Raw genomic sequence first — 18182 nt, forward strand, 5'->3', positions numbered from 1 at the left:
ATCGGCGCTTGCGCCGGCGGGTTGGGTCAGCGCGCCAGTACAATGCGCTTGGCGAAAACGGTTGACCCTGCAGCGCTGGACGCTGGATTTGAAGCGCAACTCGGGCTGCGTCAGCCCCCAGGCCGATTGGTGGCACTGGCAACAACTAGCCGGCTCGGCGACTGCTAGTTCGCCTGTCTGGAACGCTCGCTGGCGTCGTCAAGCCATTTTCCAGGAAGGCAATGAGAGCGCCGGCACGAAGAAAATGACGCTCATTGCGCAAACCGCCGATGGGGCCTGGACTGCAATGACGTGGGGCTGGACACCGTCCAATCGGCCTGGCACACGTGCCTGGGAACAAAACCGCTGGGATCGATTGAAGCAGGCGCTTCAGGAAATGACTGGCAACGAGGACGCCATAAGTTCGCAATCGGCGCTTGGCTTGGGGTACCGCAACCTTCGCAATCGCACCGCCGAACAGTCGGGTAACGCGCTGATTTGGCAGGAGGGCAAACTGTGCATGCGTATCATGGCGGCTGACAAGTCGGCGGAGCCGGACATTCCGCTCCCCTACGCGCGCGAGGACAGCCGGCTTGAGCAACGCGCGGCCATCCAAGTGAAAATGGCGCGTGGCGATGCGTCGTTGGCCTGGCCGGCGGCATTTCATTTGATGCTGCCTATACTTCCCCATCAACGCAGCGCCACTTACGCCGCGGTGGCACGAAGCAATCTACATATTACCGGCCACTTATGGCTGCCAGCGCCGACAGAGAAAGCGGTCCATCTTCACATTGATACAACGCTGATTGCCAAGCAAGGCTCGCCTGAAGAGACGCAAATCGTCTCGGTGCTGAACCGCGAAATGGCCGCTATCGCGGCCCTGTGGGTGGCCGATCATGAACGCTGAAATCCTCTCGTGGCCGTTGTGGCTGTCTTCCCCGCTGGCCCTATTAGGCGCAGGCTTGTTGCTTGCGCAGATGTTGGGCCTTGTACTCGAAGCACGACGGCTGCCCAAGCTATATGGCGCAGTTGCGGCAGGCCTGCTGCTCGGCGTGAGCGGTCTTGGAATGATCGATGCCGCTGTCACCACGCAATTTCAAGAACTGTTCAATGCCGCAACCGCGCTGGTGCTGTTTGAAGTTGGGCGCAAGATGGATATCGCCTGGCTTTGGCGCAGCCGGCGCCAGGGAGCAAGCTTGCTGCTCGCCTGCCTGTTGCGTGTGACCGTCATTTGGGGCCTGCTGGCTGCCTGGGGTTTTGGCTGGGCTGAGGCTGGTTTTATGGCCGCCCTGCTCATCGCCTCAAGTCCGATCATTTACGCGTCCATGGTCTCCGACTCGCAAGCGAGTGGCGTCACCGTTTTTGCTGGCGCCAATTTTGTCGGTCTTGGCAACGTGATGGCATTGCTGGTGCTGTTTCCGACGGTCGCCTGGCTGCGGATGCGCGCCGAAGGCGAACTGGCGAGCTACGCGACAGAATTGATTAAGCAGTTGAGCCGGCTCGGGCTGGGTGTGGCGATCGCTTTGCTCAGCTATGGTTTTTATTTCCTCGCCACGCGACTGACCCGCGCCCGTGCGCGTTTGCGCCCAGGCATGTTGCTGGCGGCGCTGCTGATGGATCTGGGACTATGCTCCGTCAGCGCGGCCAGCGCTCTGTTATCGTTATTGCTGATGGGGCTATTGCTGCGGAACGCGGAAAAACGGGACAACGTCTTTCAGGCAGAGCTGCGCACGGGGCAGGATATCGGGTACGCCTTGTTGTTCATGATGTCCGCCTCGCTGGTGCGCATCGAGCAGCTTTTACACTGGCAGACGCTGCTGGTCGCACTACTATTGTTCGCCGCGCGCATTCTGATGACGCGGCTGGCCCTGACGTTCGCGACGGCATGGGATAGCCAGAAAAAAAATGCCCTGGCACTGTCGACGTGCTCGCTCGTGAGTTTTGGCGCGCTCATGGTTGACAACTCGATGACCGGCTATCCAGGGTTAAGTGAGCCTGCCCAGCAGATCATGGCGGCATTGCTCGCATTAAATGTGCTGCTTGCACCCGGCCTGACGTGGTATGGATTGCACTTGGCCGGAGAGAACCACGAAGAGGAGCGTCATGCTTGAATCATCTGCAACCGCGCCCGATGCCCATACATTGGCCGCATCAGGCCAGGGGCCGGCTTACCTGCCGCCGTTCGCGCACGCTCGGCTCGGCACAATGGGCATCGAACTCGAATTGATGGTGTTGGACCGGCTCACCCACGACCTGTTGCCGGCGGCGCCGGATATCTTGCGCCTGCTCGATCTACAAGAGAAGCGATGGGTGGCCACGCCGGAAATCACGACGTCGATGTTGGAGGTTGCGACGTCGATATTGGAAAACCATCAACAGGCCGCCGCAGAGCTTGAGGAAATTCGCCACAGTGTTGAACGCGCCGCATTTGAAGTGGGCGCTGTTATTTCAGGCGGTGGCGCCCACCCATTCCAGCAATGGAGCGATCAGCGCATCTACCCCAAGGAACGGTATCGCGAGTCGGCACGCAAGTTTGGCTACCTGGCGAAGCTTTTCACCGTGTTCGGCATGCACGTGCACATTGGCGTTCCCAGCGGGGATGAGGCCGTTCGGCTATGCGCCTGGTTGACCCAAAGGGCGCCGCTATTTATCGCATTGTCCGCCAATTCACCTTGCTGGCAGGGAGAGAACTCCGGCTTTTGCAGTGCCCGGAGCAATGTAGTGGGCGCTTTCCCGATGAGCGGCACCATGCCATCGCACATCCGATCATGGGAGCAGTTCCAGCAGCATTTCGATCGACTGGCCAAATTGGGCATCGTCAGCAGCATCAAGGATTTCTACTGGGATGTACGCCCCAAGCCGGAATACGGAACGATCGAATTGCGCGTGCTTGACACGCCCTTGCATCCATCTTACGCCGCAGCATTGGCATGCTATGCCCGTGCTTTGTGTGTCGAGGCGAGCCGTCAGCCTGGCCGCTGGCCGACCAATGATGGGCCGGAGCTTTACACCTGGAACCGCTTCAATGCGGCCCGCGACGGCGTGGCAGGCATGTGGATCGACCCCGAGACTGGACAGCGCCGCTCGATCGTCGATGTCGTGACCGCGGATATGTCCCGGTTGGCGCCGAAATCCGATGACCCGGGCTTTAAGACGGCGCGCGCGCAAATTGAAGAGCTGTTGCGTAACGGAGGGCAGGCGAAGTGGCTCACGGCCCAGTTGGACGCGGGCTACGGCATGAACGATCTGGCCCGCCATGCGAGCGAACTGTTCGGTCAAAAGTCGTCGCAACTACCAGGATATGCCGGAGTAAAGTGATGTCGCCCTTACCTGTGCCGGACGATCTGCGGCGGTTTATCCTCAGCAGTATCGCGTCGGTCCCTCATCTTGAGGCGCTGCTGTTGTTGCGCGCCGCTTCGGAAAAAGATTGGGACAACGACGCCGTGGCCCGTCGCCTCTACATCCCGAACCGCATCGCGCGCAAAGTCCTGGACGATTTAACCGCTATCGGCGCCCTGCACGCCACCGAACTCGCGCAAGGCGTCTGCTATCGGTATGGCCCCAACTCGAACGAGCTGGGGCAGTTGATCGACCGACTCGCTGCAGCCTATTCGACCAACCTGGTTGGGATTACCAGGCTGATACACTCGCAACTGGATCGGCACGCGCAGCAGTTCGCCGATGCGTTCACCTGGAAGAAGGACACCTGATATGGCGCAATTGATCTACGGACTTTGCACACTGACCTCGCTGGCCTGCGCCTGGATGTTACTGACGACATACCGGCGTAATCGCGTACGTCTGTTGTTCTGGAGCGGCCTGTGCTTCATCGGCATGTCCGTCAACAACATATTACTCGTGCTCGATAAGCTGGTGTTCCCCGAAATTGATCTGCTGCCGGTCCGCTTGATTAGCGCCTTGGCCGCATTGATGCTCCTGTTGTTTGGCCTGATTTATGAAACCAAGTGAGGCGGAGATGATTCTGTTTCTGACGGGCGCAATTGTCATGGCTTCGGCGGTCATTGCGCTTTTCTTTCTGCGTTTCTGGCGCAGCACCGGTCAACGGTTCTTCCTGTACTTTTCCTTATCGTTTTTCGTCGAAGCGCTCCATCGGGCGTACTCGGCATGGGACGGCGCCAGCCACGAAGATTCACCGTATCATTATTTGATCCGGCTGCTGTCGTACGGCTTGATCCTGTGGGCAGTCGTGGAAAAAAATTTGCGCCCCCGGTCGCCTGACTCTTGATAGCAAGGTTCGCTCCGATCATTCAAATTCTGCTGGAGGTGCATGGCGGTGCGTCACGTGAATGCCGACAATGCGCAGGACGATAGCGTACTGTATCGATGGCAAAAATATCTGGCCAAACCCACGCCCGCGTGCACCATTGCCGCAAGTGCCGGCTCGCTCCTCCTCGTCGGTCTCATCGCATGGATCAATATCTTGGCGGGCCCGGAGATTCAGCTCTTCGTCTTTTATTTGCTTCCGGTGTTAGGCATCACTTTGTATCTGGGGCGGCAAACCGGTGTTGCAGCATGCTGACTTTGCGTCGCGGTTAATCTTGCAGCGATGTGGTACGTCGGCGACCTCAGTTCCGGACATTGGGTCACGGGTTTTGCCAGACTGCTGGGACTGATCTTGGTGGTAATGAGCTGGGGAAGATTTCATGAAGTCAGCTGCTTACTTGGCGAGCTAAGTATGGTGGACTCGCTGACAGGTCTTCAGAACCGCAGAGCATGCCTGTTACGTGGACAGGCTGAGTTTGCACGGATGCACCGTACCGGCGAGCAGCTCAGCCTGATGTTTATCGACTTGGACAATTTCAAAACCGTCAACGACCAGTTCGGGCATAAGGCCGGTGATCGACTACTGCGTATGACAGCCGCTGAATTGCGGCGGGTTTTGCGCCATAGCGATTTTGCGGTTCGCCTTGGTGGCGACGAATTTGCGACTATTTTGCCGGGAACCGACGGTGCTGGCGGCCGCTCTTTGGCCGAGATCGTGCACATATGCCTGAATAGGCTTTTTGAAATCGCCGGATTTGATGTTAGCGCGAGCGTCGGCGTGGCGACTTTTCGCGCAGTACCTGCCCATTTCGAGGAGGTCTTGCAACGTGGCGATGAACTGATGTACGAAATAAAAAGGGCCGGCAAAGACGGCGTGCTCCAGCGGGATGTAGAATGACCAGACAAAGATCTTTCTATTCAGGATATATGTAGTGATGCCACCGAATCACCCGTCTCAAAAAATCCCCTCTGATTTGCCCACCGTCAAATACACGGATGCGCTTCCGCCATCGACGCGAGTCCTCAGGCAATTCCGTATTGTATTTAACGCCGTCAAAACACACTTCCGCACTGTCGAAAAAGCGGCTGGCATTGGCGGCGCGCAGGTATGGGCGCTGAGCGTCATTGGAAAAAATCCTGGCATTGGCATAGGTGATCTTGCCAAAGAATTGGATGTTCATCAGACGACCGCGAGTAATCTGGTCAAGGTTCTTATGGCTCAAAACTTAGTCAAGCAAGGAAAAAGTGAAACTGACAGACGCGCTGTCACCATGCAGCTTTCCGTCGAGGGCCAGCAGCGCCTGAAGAAAGCACCGCTACCATTTGCTGGCGTCCTCCCTAACGCGCTGTCCTCTATGGATGAGCAGACGCTGGCACGAATGGAGCAGGACCTGGGAACTCTCATCGCCATCCTGGCAGCCGATAAGGACAGCGCGAATACGCCGCTAGCCGAACTTTAAACTCAACAATAAATATGGCCGAATCGTAGCGCGCCCTGGGCCTTCGCTCGCTTCCTGCCGCAAGTAATACAAAAAGGGCAGCCTATTGGGCTGCCCTTTCGCATTTTTGGAGCGGGAGAAGAGTCTCGAACTCTCGACCTCAACCTTGGCAAGGTTGCGCTCTACCAACTGAGCTACTCCCGCTTAGGAGCTTTGGAGGCGAGGACGGGAGTCGAACCCGTCCACACGGCTTTGCAGGCCGCTGCATATAACCGCCCAAATGCCGCGCACCACCAAAACAATGTCTTGATCCAATCCGTAAGCGCTGTCGATAATTCTAACAGCACCCAGATAAATTTCGCCATTTCCCCTTTAAATCAGTACCTTATAGCAGACTGATCACTCCCACTCGATGGTCGCAGGCGGCTTGCCCGAGATATCGTAGACCACGCGGTTGATGCCACGGACTTCGTTGATGATGCGGTTCGACACCTTGCCCAGCAGCGCGTGCGGCAGGTGCGCCCAGTGCGCGGTCATGAAGTCCTGGGTCTGCACGGCGCGCAGCGCCACCACGTATTCGTAGGTGCGGCCGTCGCCCATCACGCCCACCGATTTCACCGGCAGGAACACGGCAAACGCCTGCGAGGTGGCGTCGTACCAGTTGCGCGGCACCGCGTCCTGGTCGAAGCCCGGCACCACGGTCGCCTCGTACGGCGTGTTGCGCAGTTCTTCGATGAAGATGGCGTCGGCCTGGCGCAGCAGGTCGGCGTATTCCTTCTTCACTTCGCCCAGGATGCGCACGCCCAGGCCCGGGCCCGGGAATGGGTGACGGTAGACCATGTCATGCGGCAGGCCCAGCGCCACGCCCAGCTTGCGCACTTCGTCCTTGAACAGTTCGCGCAGCGGTTCCAGCAGTTGCAGTTTCATGTGCTCCGGCAGGCCGCCCACGTTGTGGTGCGACTTGATGGTCTGGCCTTTCTTGCCTTTGCCGGCCGACTCGATCACGTCCGGATAGATGGTGCCCTGCGCCAGCCATTTGGCGTTGACCAGCTTGCCTGATTCCTGGTCGAACACTTCGACGAACTCGCGGCCGATGATCTTGCGCTTCTGCTCGGGATCGGTGACGCCGGCCAGGTGACCCATGAACTGGTCTTCCGCGTCGACGCGGATCACTTTCACGCCCAGGTTGTTGGCGAACATGTCCATGACCATCTTGCCTTCGTTCAGGCGCAGCAGGCCGTGGTCGACGAACACGCAGGTCAGCTGGTCGCCAATCGCGCGGTGGATCAGCGCCGCCGCCACCGACGAATCGACGCCGCCCGACAGGCCCAGGATGACTTCGTCCTTGCCCACCTGCGCGCGGATTTTCTCGACCGCTTCCGAGATGTAATCCGGCATGTTCCAGTCCGACTTGCAGCCGCAGATTTCGTGCACGAAACGGCTCAGCATGACCTTGCCCTGCACGGTGTGGGTCACTTCCGGGTGCCACTGCACACCGTAGAACGATTTCTCTTCGTTGGCCATGGCGGCGATCGGGCACGACGGGGTGTCGCCCATCAGCACGAAGCCCGGCGGCATTTCCAGCACTTTGTCGCCGTGGCTCATCCACACCTTCTGCATGCCGTGGCCTTCGCCGGTGACGAAGTCGACGATGCCGTCCAGCAGCTTGGTGTGATTGCGCGCGCGCACTTCGGCGTACCCGAATTCGCGCACTTTGCCGTTCTCCACTTTACCGCCCAGCTGCGCGGCCATGGTCTGCATGCCGTAGCAGATACCCAGCACCGGCACGCCCAGTTCGAACACGGCGTCCGGCGCGCGCGGCGCGTCGCCTTCCAGCGTCGAGCTGTGGCTGCCCGACAGGATCACGCCGGCGGCGCCGTAGTTGCGCACGAATTCGTCGCTGACGTCATACGGATACACTTCCGAGAACACGCCGGAATCGCGCACGCGGCGCGCGATCAGCTGGGTAACCTGGGAGCCGAAATCGAGGATGAGGATTTTAGAATGCATGGAATGATGTAAACCAGTTTGGATATAGAAAAACGCCGGCGGGCGGCCGGCGTTTGCAAGGTCTTAGTCGCCGGAACGGTAGTTCGGCGCTTCCTTGGTGATTTGTACGTCGTGCACGTGCGATTCGCGCATGCCGGCCGAGGTGATCTCGACGAACTCGGCCTTCTGGCGCAGCTCGTCGATGGTGGCGCAGCCGCAGTAACCCATGGATTGGCGCACGCCGCCCACCAGCTGGAAGATGATCGCCAGCACCGAGCCTTTGTAGGCCACGCGGCCTTCAATGCCTTCGGGGACGAACTTGTCCTGCTTCATGGCGGCGTCCTGGAAGTAGCGGTCGGCCGAGCCGTCCGACATCGCGCCCAGCGAGCCCATGCCGCGATACGATTTGTAGGAACGGCCCTGGTACAGGATCACTTCGCCCGGCGCCTCTTCGGTACCGGCAAACATCGAGCCCATCATCACGGTCGAGGCGCCGGCCGCCAGCGCTTTCGAGATATCGCCCGAGAAGCGGATGCCGCCGTCGGCGATGCATGGCACGCCGGTGCCTTCCAGCGCTTCGGCCACGTTGGAGATGGCGGTAATTTGCGGCACGCCCACGCCAGCGACGATACGGGTGGTGCAGATCGAGCCCGGGCCGATGCCGACCTTGACCGCGTCCGCGCCGTATTCGACCAGCGCCTTGGCGGCGGCGGCGGTGGCGATGTTGCCGCCGATGACGTCCACTTGCGGGTACTTGGTCTTGATCCATTTCACGCGGTCGAGGATGCCTTGCGAGTGGCCGTGGGCGGTGTCGACCACCAGCACGTCGACGCCGGCGGCGACCAGCAGATCGATACGCTCCTCATCTTTCGCGCCCACGCCGACAGCGGCGCCCACCAGCAGCTTGCCTTGCGAGTCTTTCGACGCCAGCGGGTGCTCGGTGGATTTCTGGATGTCCTTCACGGTGATCAGGCCGCGCAGTTCGAATGCATCGTTCACCACCAGCACGCGCTCCAGGCGGTGCTTGTTCATCAGGCGCTTGGCTTCGGTGGTGTCGGCGTCTTCCTTCACGTACACCAGCTTTTCGCGCGGGGTCATCTTGGCGCGCACTTCGGCGTCCAGCTCCTGCTCGAAACGCAGGTCGCGGTTGGTGATGATGCCGACCACTTCCTTGCCTTCCACCACCGGGAAACCGGAAATGCCATATTGCTCGGTCAGCTTGATGACGTCGCGGATTTTCATGGTCGGCGGGATGGTGATCGGGTCACGCAGCACGCCGGCCTCGAAGCGCTTGACGCGCGCCACTTCACGCGCCTGGTCCTTCGGCGCCAGGTTTTTGTGGATGATGCCAATGCCGCCTTCTTGCGCCATGGCGATCGCCAGGCGGGCCTCGGTGACCGTATCCATGGCTGCCGACAGCAGTGGGATGTTCAGGCTGATATTGCGAGTCAGACGGGTTTTGAGGGACGTATCCGCAGGAAGAACGTTGGAGTACGCTGGAACGAGCAGCACGTCATCGAATGTGAGTGCTTTTTGGAGTAGACGCATAGCATTTCCTATAGGCGCAAAAGCAGATTATACAGAAATTGCCCATGCTTGTCATTAACTTCTAGAAACCACTGCGCGCGCAGCGCTTATAAGGGTTTCTTTGATATCTCGAAGTATGCTTTGGTTTGGGAAAGTTTGAGTTTTCGCCCAAATTTCGCCCACGTTTTTTGGAGCACGCAATAGGTGATTGAAACTGGGCGACCAGCGTTCAGTACAGCCGGCTCCTCGACTCTTGAGCGCCAGTAGGAGGGCAGCCTCCACATCGTCGAGCTTCGTGTGGGTGATCGGCAACGCCGCGCACCTCAGTTCACCTTTGTTCCAGCCGGCTGACGCACCCAGCACATTGTTATTAGATGTATGCAAGTCTTTGCATTTTCGACCTCGCAACAGCAATAGGCCGATCGATACAGCCGTCTTTGACTAGTCGACTCGCGGCAAAATGCCCTGCACTGCCTTGAGTAGTTGGAATGAAACAGCCCGACCTATTGCGTTGGCATCAGGATTATCGGGCTGCCATAGATCTACTGGCTCACCGTCAGGAAACGTGATGTCACCGTTATTGGAATGAAACATCACAATCGGCGCAAAAGTGAACGTCTATGTCCAAAATTATTTGGACCATTCTAAATTTTTTCGTGCTTGAAGCGGAATGCTACGATAAAAACTTCAACACCAAGGAGAGCAAAGTGACCCCGGTTGACCGCTTTATCAATCGCGACGATAGGCAGCGCGAGCTTTACAAAATCTTTGATCGACGTGACATGCCGCACTTGCGCAGGAGGCGCATCGCGCGGTTGCTGCACTGCTATAACGATTGGTTGCTCGGCTATGCCTTCGCACAAGTGAAGCCCCTTTCCTAGGCACGAAAAGAGTAAAAACACCGCCAACGCACGGCCAGCGGCAACGGTCCAGCAGCGCTAGACGAGAGAAAAGGTAACCCGGCGAGGGTTCGCCCCCCCCGACCAATTCCTTACGAGAGAGCGGCTCTAAGACCTGATCTATCGAGGCACGCGCGGTACCGAGATCTCGCGGTCTAAAACCGCGATGGATTTCCAGCGCGGCGGCTTCGACGAAGGCGATCGCAAGGTCGTTTAGCCAACACAGTACCGTACGGGCCGATCGTCGCGTTTTTCGGACCTGACAAAGCTTGCACGGTGTTACGGCGTGACCCGAATTTTCTTAGGCCTCGTAATCGGCAGCTGGCCTGAAACGCCAACGAAACCGTTGCGGCGACGCCATGGCTGTGCCGGCTGCTGGAGTGGCAAGGGCGCCAGGACGAACGCGCCTTGCAACACTCATTCATCGTTTCGGCGCTGCTCCAGGATTCTCTGGTGGGGGCGCAATATCCGCAGCATTCATTTGATCCTTCAGCAAGCTTTGAAGTTGCTTCAAGTGCTTGTCCTGCGCCCCTTTTTCAAGCGCTTCGGATTCTTTCAACTTCTTGTCGATAGCAGCTTTCAAGGCCTCCGGATCGTCCTTGAGATGCCACAATCCCAATCGTTTCAATCTATCTTCGCTTGACATGATTTCATACTCCTAATGTTTTCTTGCCTCGACCTGGAGGTCTGCCCGTCCAAACGCGTCTGCAGGGGACTCGCCTGCCAATATACTACTAACCCCAAACACGATACCAGTGCCTCGTTTGCTCAAATTGTCCTTGTGTTTCGGGTGTTCAATTTCATGCAATTTCTCACCTACAATATATTCAGAAACTTTGTCTTGGGCGAGTTGCATATGCATTTCAACCATATTTCTCGTTGCAAAACGACCGACAACGACAAAACTGAACTCATCGCCACCATGGCGAAAGCGGCCAACTTTGATGCCCATCGATTCCATCATCATCATTGTTTGTTCTGCAATCCTTGCCATTCCGCCAAAAACTGCATCGGCGCCGCTATGACCTTTTACTGCGTTTAAGCCTCCCAGGTTTTTAATGTCAACTTCAACATAAAAGGCACGGTCGAGTTTATTCTCGGTGACATGTCTTATGGCGTTTTGCACCGTCGGAGTGCGATCTCCTGCAAGGTCGAACCCCGTTACAGTGTCTGCCGTGACATCGCTTCTTGCTTTCTTGAATAATTGCATTGCAAGCTCGTCGGGAATGCTATTTTGACGCGCAAACCCTTTGAATTCGTTCAAGCGCATTTCTGCCGCCGTTTCGAATTCTTTTGGTTTTCCCAACTTCATCGAAAGGTTATTTAGAGAATGCTCAAAAACCTCACCGAACAAGTCAATTTTTGCCTCAAGTACTGAATTGCATTTATTAATCGTATAGGCAAAGAAGGCGTTCAGGTAAGCGCTTGCTTCAACCTTAAACTTACTCAACATCTCCTGGAAGTATTCACTGACCTGGTGAATATCGTCTTCCTTGGAGAGTTTTTTTTGAGTAACGCCAATGCCGGAAGCGTTCGACGTCGTATGGTTAGCCACGCCCGTCATTGGTGCTTGATCGCCATGTAACTGCAAAGCCTTGCTGCCCATGACGTCGGCCTCATGTTCGAGTCCGGCATCATCATTTACCGGCACCCCATTTTTCATTTGCACGGTCGGCTTCACGATGCCCCGCGCCTGCTGCACCACGTGCCAGGCTTCGTGAGGCAGATGCTGCTCCTGTCCGGGCGCCATGTGGATGTCGCGGCCCTGAGCGTAAGCGTGCGCGTTCAGCTGGGCTGGTTTGTCCGAGTTGTAGTGGACACGGACGTGATCCATGCTCATGCCCGACAGCGATTCGATCCCCGACTTCAGCTGATTGGGCAAGCCGGTCTGGTTTTGCTGTGCTTGGAAAGGCGCGCCGGCTTGCTGCTTCTGGAAGACGTCGAACTTTCCCTGCAGAAGTTCCTCATCGGGCACGCGTTGCGCGGGCACGAACTTCCCTTGCAACATGTCCTCGTCCATGACCCGCTGCGCTGGCGCTGCCTCGCCCTGGGCGGCAATCATGTCGGTGCGGGCTTTTAGCTGGGCGGCCTGGCTGGAATTGTTGGCCATCGATTGAAGGCGCCGCTGCGCGATCGACGAGGCGCGCACGTCATCAATGACAGCAGGCGCGTGCCCTGATTGCGCATTTTCCTGGCCGGTCGCGTTTTTTTGGTCTCGCTGGCCGGTCAAACGTGTCTTCATGGTGAACTCGCTTTCTCGAAATGCAAGGAACGCACAGACTTCATGGGTCGTAGACTAGCGTGCTCGTCCCCCATTCGGAAGTAACAGCCGGGTAACGCCAGCTGCGTTACGTCGCCTCATCAGCCTGTGGTAACCGTTCACGCGGCGGCGTACGTGGTTCGCACAGCCGCGTCATCCAGGTCCCTGAGGGGGCAGTGCGAAAAGCCTGCATGAACGGAAATAGATGCGTTTCGGTCGAAATCGTCGATCCCGAGGCTGCGCTAAATTGGCATTAATAATGCCATCAAATAGCAAAAGACATGCTATTGTTGAGTCGTTCAATTGCTTCAATGTAGATACTACTGGTTCCGAAAACCAGGCTTCGGGATCGACACCGTTCAGCTTGGCCGTGCCGATCAACGAGCAGACCGCAGCGGCCCGTTCGCCGCCGCTGTCGGCGCCGGCGAACAGATAGTTGCGCCGACCAATGGCGACACCACGCAGGGCGCGTTCGGCCGCCGAGTTGTCAATCTCGATGGCGCCGTCGTCGCAGTAGCGCAGCAGCGCCGGCCAGAGCTTGAGCGCGTACAGGATCGCCGCCGCTGTGTCGGACTTGCGCGATAACGTTTCGAGTGTGGTGCGCAGCCAGCGTTCCAGGTCGTCGAGCAGCGGGCGCGAGCAGGCTTGCCGAACTTGCCTTCGCTCGTCGGGCGGCTTGCCCCGCATCTCGGCCTCGATCACATAGAGCTCGGCGATCTGGCGCAGCGCTTCGGTGGTCAACGGCGTGGTTCGCGCCGCGTGCAGATCATGGAATTTGCGCCGGGCGTGCGCCCAGCAGGCGGCTTCACGGATCGTACCACTCTCGAACAAGGCGTTGAAGCCGGCGTACGCGTCCGCTTGCAGCACGCCAGCAGCGCGCGATCGAGGTCGACGCCTTCGCGGGGGTAGATAACGGACTGCCGGTACAGCGGCAGATGGTCGGCGAACTTCGCCACCAGCACATGCGCCAGCAAGCCGGGGCCGGCAATGCCGCGCTCAATCGGACGGCTCGGCGCCGGCGCCTGGACGATGGCGTCGCAGCAGGCGCACGCCAGTTTCGGGCGCACATGGCGGATCACGCGGAAGCTGGCCGGCACGAACTCCAGTTGCTCGGCCACTATCATCAATTATCGCCAGCGGAGTTCATCCCGAGGCATATGGGCGGGCAAATGATGTTTCTTGCAACCGTGCAGATAACATGATCACAAACGCTGCCGCTGAACTCATCAGCTTGCGATTCGCCACCATCCGATTCGCTAGGCCGGCCGGTAGAGTGAACAACTTGTGCAAGCACACCCTCTTTATTCAGTCCTCACCAGCAAGAACACCGCAGCATTGCCGAAATACCGGTAGCCGAAATCTCGCCATACTTAGACGGCGACCAACATGACGCCATTGATCCGTAGCAGCGATGCTCAACTCTTGCTGAACTTTTGGTTCTGCTGCAGTGGTTCTTTGTCAGGAGCTTGCGCGGGCACCGCCAATTGTTAAATTTTGCCGCGCGGAATTGGTGTTGTTTTAACGCCAATCTAAGAAAAACGCTATCTTGGCTGGCCACCTGACAAGTGGCAAAAACAGCCCGGCAGCTGCATCTGCCGGTCACTATAACGTTATGTTTAGGGGTTCTACGATGAAACTGAAGCTACTCGCTGCTGCATTACTCGCTGGCGCCGCATTCTCCGCCAGCGCCGCCGACCAGATCGTCAACATCGGTCTCGGCACCACGGAGTTCTCGGGTATTCCAACGCTGCTGGAAGGCGGCTCGGATACCATCACCTTCGACGGTCTGGCAACCGGCCTGTACAACGTAACCGTTTCGTATCAGGGCAACTTCCTGAATATCGCCTCGGTCGCCTTGAACAACAACCTGGGCACCTCGCTGGTGCTGGGCGGCCCAACCGGCTATTTCAGCGTTGGCGGCCTGACCATCGGCGCCAATTCGCCATTCACGCTGGTGCTGACCGGCGACGAGTCGACCTCCGCGTTCGCGCAATACCAGGGCGCCATCACGGTCACCGCCGTACCTGAGCCTGCCACCTACGGCATGCTGCTGGGCGGCCTGGGCCTGCTGGGCATGGCGGCGCGCCGCAAGAAGCAGTCGTAAAGCAGCAGTGGCGCTCCGGTTGACAGTTGCCATGAATCATGGCGAAATCGTTGTATGTCATCTGGAGCGCTTTTATGAATCCCCGCAACACCCTGCTAGCCGTCCTGCTGCTCGTCACCACACCACTGGCGCTGGCCCAATACATGTGGATCGATGAAAAAGGCGTCAAACAGCTGTCCGACCGCCCGCCGCCACCCAATGTGCCGGAAAAACGCATCCTGAAGGCGCCCGGCAAGCCGCTGTTCAATCCCAACGCCACCGAGCCCGAGTCTGCCGCCGCCGACACCCCGGCCGCCAAGCCGGCGCCCACCCTGGCCGAGCGCAACGCCGACTTCAACAAGCGCAAGGCCGAAGCCGCCGAGACGGCGAAACAGGCCGCCGCCACTGCCCAGCGCAAGGCCGACGAGGCCGCCAATTGCAACGCCGCCCGCCAGAACCAGCAAGCGCTCGACCAGGGCCTGCGCCTCAGCACCTACGATAAAAACGGCGAACGCGGCTATATGAACGACGAACAACGCGAAGAATTGCGCAAAAACACGCAAAAAGTGTTGGCCGAATGCAAATAGAGGCTCTTACTTTCGGCGTAGCTGCCGTATGATATCGCTATCACCATCATACACAGCGCAGCAATGACCAAGACTCAAGCGGGCAAGAGCCGCGCCAGCGGACGCATCACCCTCGCCATGGTGGCGGAAAAGGCCGGCGTGGCCACCATGACCGCCTCGCGCGCCATCACCCAGCCGGAGATGGTGTCACAGGCCTTGCGCGACCGCGTCGATGCGGCCGTGGCCGAGCTCGGCTATGTGCCGAACCGCGCCGCCCGCGCCCTCGCCTCCTCGCAGTCCAAGGTGATCGCGGTGCTGGTGCCGTCGCTGTCGAACGCCGTGTTCACCGAGGTGCTGGCCGGCATCCAGGACGCGCTGGACGCCGACGATTACCAGATCTTGATCGGCAACACCCGCTATTCCGACAAGGAAGAGGAAAAGCTGATCAACACCTATCTGCAATCGAATCCGGACGGCATGCTGCTGTCCGGCCTGACCCACAGCCCGCGCGTGCAGCAAATCCTGTCGACCCTGCGCATGCCTGTGGTGTCGATGATGGACATGTCCACCGACCCCGAGCAGTACACCGTGGGCTTCTCGCAATTCCAGGCCGGCCACGCCATGACCCGCTACCTGCTGGACAAGGGCCACAAGCGCATCGGCTTCATCGGCGCCCAGCTGGACGAGCGTACCCTGCGCCGCGCCGAAGGCTACCGCAAGGCCATGCAGGAAGCCGGCCGCGCCGACGCCAAGCTGGAGGTGATGGTCGGCGAGCCGTCCACCATCGCGCTGGGCGCCGAGCTGCTGGGCCGGATGCTGGCGCAGGCGCCCGATTGCGACGCCATCTTCTGCTGCAACGACGACCTCGCCCACGGCGCCATCTACCAGTGCCAGCGGCGCGGCATCGCCGTGCCGTCGCAACTGGCCATCTGCGGCTTCAACGACCTGCCGGCCTCGGCCTGGATGAATCCGTCCCTGACCACCATCGGCACGCCGCGCTACCGCATCGGTTTCGAGGCGGCCACCCTGCTGCGCTCGGTCATTAAGGGCGAGCAGCCGGCCACGCGCCAGATCGACCTTGGCTTCACGCTGATGGCGCGCGAAAGCGCATAAAACCCCGTCTGCTGCGCCGCACCATCGATAGTGCTTTACAAATTTCGCAATCCGTCTAAACTCGCAGCACCTGTTAGCGCTATCATTCATATGCTCAAAAGTGTCAACCTCAAACCCGCACGCTGGGTCGTCATGGGCGTCAGCGGCTGCGGCAAAAGTTCGGTGGGATTGCAACTGGCCGGGGCGCTGGACGTGCCCTTCCTCGAAGGCGACACCTATCACTCCTTCGAGAACGTGGCCAAGATGACGGCCGGCGTGCCGCTCACCGATGCCGACCGCGCCGACTGGCTGTGGGCCCTGCACCGCGAGATCCGCGAAGCCCGCCTCAGGCACAGCGGCCTGGTGCTGTCCTGCTCGTCGTTGAAGCGGCGCTACCGCGATCTGCTGCGCAGCGCCGATCCCGAGTTGCGCTTCGCCCACCTGGCCGGCCCGCGCGAGCTGATCGCCGAGCGCATGGCGGCGCGCAAGGACCATTACATGCCCACCACCCTGCTGGACAGCCAACTGGCCACGCTGGAGCCGCTGGAGGACGACGAGGCCGGCATCGTGCTGGACATCGCCCGCCAGCCGGTGGACTTGGTGCGGCAGATTTTAAGAACATAGTTACCGCTATCAAAGAGCTCTCCCCGGAACTGTAGCAAGTTCCGTTCAGGCAGTGTTACGCTGCCTGCTTTTACAAGCGTTTGAAGACCACCGTGAACAAACAACTGACCTGGCGCGAAAAAATCAGCTACGGCGTGGCCGACATGGGTTTCAATTTTTACTGGACCAACGTCGCCACCTTCCTGCTGATTTACTACACCGACACCTTCGGCATCTCAGCCGCGGCGGCCGCCTCCATGATGTTCACGATCAAGCTCATCAACGCATTCACCGACCCCATGATCGGCGCGGCGGCCGACCGCACCAGCACCCGCTGGGGCAAGTTCCGGCCTTACCTGATCTGGGTGCCGCTGCCGCTGGCCTGCGCCGCCTTCCTCACCTACACCACGCCCGACCTGTCGGAGGACGGCAAGATTATCTGGGCCTACGGCACCTACCTGGCGATGATGGTGTGCTACACCTGCATCAACATTCCGTACAACGCGCTGTCCGGCGTGCTGTCGGCCGATGCGCAGGAGCGCTCCACCGTCAACGGCCTGCGCTTCATCTTCGCCTTTGCCGGCGGCACGCTGGTGACGGCGGCCACGCCGTGGCTGGTGCGTCATCTGGGCGGCGGCAACGACAAGCTGGGCTGGCAGCTGACCATGTTGGCGTGGAGCGCGTTTGCCTCGGTGCTGTTCGTGCTCACCTTCCTCAACACGCGCGAACGGATCGCGCCGCCGGCCGAGCAAAAGACCAACGTCTGGCAAGACCTGCGTGACCTGTCGCAGAACCGCCCGTGGGTGGCGCTGTTCTTCCTGGCGCTGATCATCATGATCACCATCACGCTGCGCACCAGCAGCGCGGCCTACTACTTCAAGTACGTGGTGGAGCGGCCGGATTTGATGGCGGGCTTCGTGCCGGCCTACATGATGGCGGCCGCCGCCGGCGCCTCGCTGACGCCGCTGATGACGCGCTTCGTCGACAAGAAAAAGCTGATGATGGTCCTGATGACCATCACCGCCCTGCTCTCCTCGGCCTTCTTCTTCGTGCCGAAGGACCAGGTGTGGCTGATGTTCGCGCTGCAAATCGGCATGGGGCTGGCGCTGGGGCCGAAGTCGCCGCTGGCCTTCTCCATGTACGCCGACACCGCCGACTACAACGAATGGCGCACCGGCCGCCGCGCCACCGCCATGACCTTCGCCGCCGCCACCTTCTCGCAGAAGCTGGGCACCGCCGTCGCGGTGGCGGTGATCGGCGCCATCTTCACCCAGCTGGGCTACGTGGCCAACGCCGCCCAGAGCGCCGTGTCGCAGGCCGGCATCGTGTGGCTGATGTCCTTCATTCCGGCCGCCTTCGCGCTGCTGGCGGTGGCGGTCATGTTCTTCTACAACCTCGATAATCAAAAACTGCTCCAGATCCAGCACGATCTCGAAGCGCGCAAATCCTGACGGAGAGATG

Annotated in this window: 19 protein-coding genes, 1 tRNA gene and 1 pseudogene; 15 read left to right on the plus strand and 6 right to left on the minus strand. The window is 59.4% G+C overall.

Annotation, left to right across the window (positions count from 1 at the left end):
* Positions 1 to 61: 61 nt before the first annotated feature.
* From GM676_RS12330 to GM676_RS12370, 9 genes are all read left to right on the plus strand, one after another.
* Positions 62 to 886 (plus strand): hypothetical protein, encoded by an 825-nt coding sequence (locus tag GM676_RS12330; RefSeq protein ID WP_155463872.1) that lies wholly within the window; start codon positions 62 to 64, stop codon positions 884 to 886.
* Positions 876 to 2090: a cation:proton antiporter domain-containing protein gene (locus tag GM676_RS12335; RefSeq protein WP_155463873.1), complete on the plus strand. Its 1215-nt coding sequence runs from the start codon at positions 876 to 878 to the stop codon at positions 2088 to 2090. The genes GM676_RS12330 and GM676_RS12335 overlap by 11 nt, the downstream gene beginning before the upstream one ends.
* A complete protein-coding gene (locus GM676_RS12340; protein ID WP_155463874.1) occupies positions 2083 to 3297 on the plus strand; it encodes a YbdK family carboxylate-amine ligase in 1215 nt (404 codons plus the stop codon). Before GM676_RS12335 ends, GM676_RS12340 begins: the two co-directional genes overlap by 8 nt.
* A complete protein-coding gene (locus GM676_RS12345; protein WP_155463875.1) occupies positions 3297 to 3689 on the plus strand; it encodes a hypothetical protein in 393 nt (130 codons plus the stop codon). Before GM676_RS12340 ends, GM676_RS12345 begins: the two co-directional genes overlap by 1 nt.
* Before the next feature lies 1 nt (position 3690).
* A complete protein-coding gene (locus GM676_RS12350; protein ID WP_155463876.1) occupies positions 3691 to 3948 on the plus strand; it encodes a DUF5985 family protein in 258 nt (85 codons plus the stop codon).
* Between the two features lie 7 nt (positions 3949 to 3955).
* Positions 3956 to 4225: a DUF5985 family protein gene (locus tag GM676_RS12355; protein ID WP_155463878.1), complete on the plus strand. Its 270-nt coding sequence runs from the start codon at positions 3956 to 3958 to the stop codon at positions 4223 to 4225.
* Between the two features lie 42 nt (positions 4226 to 4267).
* Positions 4268 to 4519: a hypothetical protein gene (locus GM676_RS12360; RefSeq protein ID WP_155463879.1), complete on the plus strand. Its 252-nt coding sequence runs from the start codon at positions 4268 to 4270 to the stop codon at positions 4517 to 4519.
* Positions 4520 to 4675: 156 nt separating this feature from the next.
* Positions 4676 to 5161: a GGDEF domain-containing protein gene (locus tag GM676_RS12365; protein ID WP_170304284.1), complete on the plus strand. Its 486-nt coding sequence runs from the start codon at positions 4676 to 4678 to the stop codon at positions 5159 to 5161.
* Positions 5162 to 5198: 37 nt separating this feature from the next.
* Complete coding sequence (locus GM676_RS12370) at positions 5199 to 5723, plus strand: MarR family winged helix-turn-helix transcriptional regulator (protein ID WP_155463991.1); 525 nt, start codon at positions 5199 to 5201, stop codon at positions 5721 to 5723.
* A 107-nt stretch (positions 5724 to 5830) separates the two neighbouring features.
* Here GM676_RS12370 and GM676_RS12375 read toward each other — a convergent pair.
* The 3 genes from GM676_RS12375 to guaB form a co-directional block, all read right to left on the minus strand.
* Positions 5831 to 5906: transfer RNA gene (locus GM676_RS12375), tRNA-Gly, on the minus strand.
* Positions 5907 to 6101: 195 nt separating this feature from the next.
* A complete protein-coding gene (gene guaA, locus GM676_RS12380; protein ID WP_155463881.1) occupies positions 6102 to 7712 on the minus strand; it encodes a glutamine-hydrolyzing GMP synthase in 1611 nt (536 codons plus the stop codon).
* A gap of 63 nt (positions 7713 to 7775) precedes the next feature.
* On the minus strand, positions 7776 to 9239 hold the full coding sequence (gene guaB / locus GM676_RS12385; RefSeq protein ID WP_155463882.1) for an IMP dehydrogenase: 1464 nt from the start codon (positions 9237 to 9239) through the stop codon (positions 7776 to 7778).
* Between the two features lie 599 nt (positions 9240 to 9838).
* Between guaB and GM676_RS12390 the strand changes: the two genes are divergently transcribed.
* Positions 9839 to 10099 (plus strand): hypothetical protein, encoded by a 261-nt coding sequence (locus GM676_RS12390; protein ID WP_155463883.1) that lies wholly within the window; start codon positions 9839 to 9841, stop codon positions 10097 to 10099.
* A gap of 439 nt (positions 10100 to 10538) precedes the next feature.
* Here the strand turns inward: GM676_RS12390 and GM676_RS12395 are convergent, their stop codons facing one another.
* The 3 genes and pseudogenes from GM676_RS12395 to tnpC all read right to left on the minus strand — a co-directional run.
* Entirely contained in the window at positions 10539 to 10763 is a 225-nt protein-coding gene (locus GM676_RS12395) for a hypothetical protein (RefSeq protein WP_155463884.1), read from the minus strand.
* A gap of 12 nt (positions 10764 to 10775) precedes the next feature.
* A complete protein-coding gene (locus tag GM676_RS32185; protein WP_229262655.1) occupies positions 10776 to 12359 on the minus strand; it encodes an eCIS core domain-containing protein in 1584 nt (527 codons plus the stop codon).
* A 171-nt stretch (positions 12360 to 12530) separates the two neighbouring features.
* Positions 12531 to 13495 (minus strand): annotated as a pseudogene (gene tnpC / locus GM676_RS12405) (IS66 family transposase); the annotation flags it as partial.
* A 512-nt stretch (positions 13496 to 14007) separates the two neighbouring features.
* On the opposite strand from tnpC, the gene GM676_RS12410 reads away from it, so the two are divergent.
* The 5 genes from GM676_RS12410 to GM676_RS12430 all read left to right on the plus strand — a co-directional run bounded on the left by GM676_RS12410 (position 14008) and on the right by GM676_RS12430 (position 18172).
* Positions 14008 to 14481 (plus strand): FxDxF family PEP-CTERM protein, encoded by a 474-nt coding sequence (locus GM676_RS12410; protein ID WP_211923217.1) that lies wholly within the window; start codon positions 14008 to 14010, stop codon positions 14479 to 14481.
* A 74-nt stretch (positions 14482 to 14555) separates the two neighbouring features.
* Positions 14556 to 15047, plus strand: a complete 492-nt coding sequence (locus GM676_RS12415; RefSeq protein WP_155463886.1) for a DUF4124 domain-containing protein — start codon at positions 14556 to 14558, stop codon at positions 15045 to 15047.
* A gap of 63 nt (positions 15048 to 15110) precedes the next feature.
* A complete protein-coding gene (gene gntR / locus GM676_RS12420; RefSeq protein WP_155463887.1) occupies positions 15111 to 16139 on the plus strand; it encodes an HTH-type transcriptional regulator GntR in 1029 nt (342 codons plus the stop codon).
* Positions 16140 to 16229: 90 nt separating this feature from the next.
* Entirely contained in the window at positions 16230 to 16742 is a 513-nt protein-coding gene (locus GM676_RS12425; protein ID WP_229262656.1) for a gluconokinase, read from the plus strand.
* A gap of 92 nt (positions 16743 to 16834) precedes the next feature.
* Positions 16835 to 18172, plus strand: a complete 1338-nt coding sequence (locus GM676_RS12430) for an MFS transporter (RefSeq protein WP_371866214.1) — start codon at positions 16835 to 16837, stop codon at positions 18170 to 18172.
* Positions 18173 to 18182 lie beyond the last annotated feature (10 nt).

Origin of the sequence: Duganella radicis (genome assembly GCF_009720825.1) — a bacterium.
Taxonomy (GTDB): domain Bacteria; phylum Pseudomonadota; class Gammaproteobacteria; order Burkholderiales; family Burkholderiaceae_D; genus Rugamonas; species Rugamonas radicis.